Origin of the sequence: Pseudoalteromonas sp. SG43-3, from assembly GCF_014164385.1 — a bacterium.
Taxonomy (GTDB): Bacteria; Pseudomonadota; Gammaproteobacteria; order Enterobacterales; family Alteromonadaceae; genus Pseudoalteromonas; species Pseudoalteromonas distincta.
This window is the reverse complement of sequence record NZ_JACJFC010000054.1, coordinates 1-1574: the sequence shown is the minus strand read 5'-3', so window position 1 is coordinate 1574 and position 1574 is coordinate 1. Positions and strand designations below refer to the sequence as shown.

Here is a 1574-nt window from a genome sequence, read left to right as displayed (position 1 = left end):
TAGACATAATGACTCCCACACGGTGTTAGCCTCCGCTTTTCGTGGGTTAGCTTAATTCAAAGCCAGAGCCATAATTAGTTTGTCAATTAACTAAACAGCAGAGGCTAACATGAATAAACATAGCATACTTTTTATCGGTCTTGATACACATAAAGAATTCAATGAAGTCGCCTATATTGAAGAACATAGAGGTGCGCAACCTGTTCATCTTGGCCGAGTTTCGTCTTCCAAAGTGGCCGTTCAAAAGCTTGTTCGTCAGTTCGAATCGAAATACCCTGGCGCAACACTTCATTTTGTTTATGAAGCAGGCCCATGTGGTTATTGGATTTACAGATTAATCACAAGCCTTGGCCATTGCTGTTATGTGGTTGCCCCGTCTCTTATTCCTAAAAAACCAGGCGAGAAGATTAAAACCGATAAACGTGATGCTCTTAAGCTTGCTAAATTACTTAAGTCTGAAGATTTAACACCTATCTATGTTCCCGAGCCTGAAGATGAAGCCGTACGCGATTTATCTCGCGCACGCGAAATAGCCATGAAAGATTTAAAAGATGCTAAATATCAATTAAAAGCGTTGCTGCTTCGCAATAATATTAATTACAAAGGCACCGCAAATTGGTCACAAAAACATTTACGTTGGCTCACTGAGCTTGTGCTGCCACATCCCGCGCAGCACATTGTCTTACAAGAGTTTTTACAAACAATTACCGAGCGAATAAGCCGACTTGAAAGACTAGACAATGAACTAACACATCACGTCCATCAATGGCGTTATTATCCCGTTGTTAAAGCAATACAAGCAATGCGAGGTGTTCGCTTGTTGGTCGCCACCGGCGTTGTGGCTGAGCTTGGTGATTTATCGCGCTTCGACCATCCCCGTAAATTAATGAGTTATCTCGGTCTTGTACCCAGTGAACACTCGAGTGGTGGCAAACGCCATATTGGCGCTATCACAAAATGCGGAAACGGCCGAGCAAGACGCCTTCTCGTTGAAGGTGCACACACTTATCGGTATGCGGCAAATATATCGACAGATATGCAAAAACGACAAGAAGGTTTACCAAAGGACATTATTGATATTGCGTGGAAAGCACAACTTAGGCTCTGCAAGCGCTATAAAAAAATGATAGCCAAAGGGAAACACTACAACCTTGTTGTCACCGCAATTGCCCGAGAAATGATTGCGTACATATGGGCCATTGCAAAAGAAGTGGTACTTACGCCAGTGAACGCAAAACTTAGATTGGCAAGAGTACCCGCATGATAAACGAATTAGAGTTAATGCATGGGATCAAGCATCGGGTGTGGCACAACCACCGACGGCGTTAGGATGGCAATGCAGCTAACGCTGCATTGAACCACGAACATAGACTGAAGACAGGTGCCACGACGGAATAAGTAAGGTCTGCTCTGTTGCTAGAAATAGTAATAACCAACGAATATCAGCAAGATAACCGACGAAATTACTTGCTTCATCCTATGTATTAACTCGCTCTAATTCGAGCTGAAGTAATTATGGCTTAAAAAGTGAAGCAAGGATCAGTGTGCTTAACTTGACAGTGGGAGTCATACCA

Annotated in this window: 1 protein-coding gene; it reads left to right on the top strand. The window is 43.1% G+C overall.

Annotated features, from left to right (window positions below):
- Positions 1–109 precede the first annotated feature (109 nt).
- The gene (locus H5157_RS20515; RefSeq protein ID WP_182715382.1) at positions 110–1264 is read left to right on the top strand and encodes an IS110 family transposase; all 1155 of its coding nucleotides are present in this window, start codon (positions 110–112) and stop codon (positions 1262–1264) included.
- Positions 1265–1574 lie beyond the last annotated feature (310 nt).

Excerpts from the sequence above, each read along its gene's own strand:
- H5157_RS20515 (WP_182715382.1), top strand. The coding sequence starts at position 110 with ATGAATAAACATAGCATACTTTTTATCGGTCTTGATACACATAAAGAA.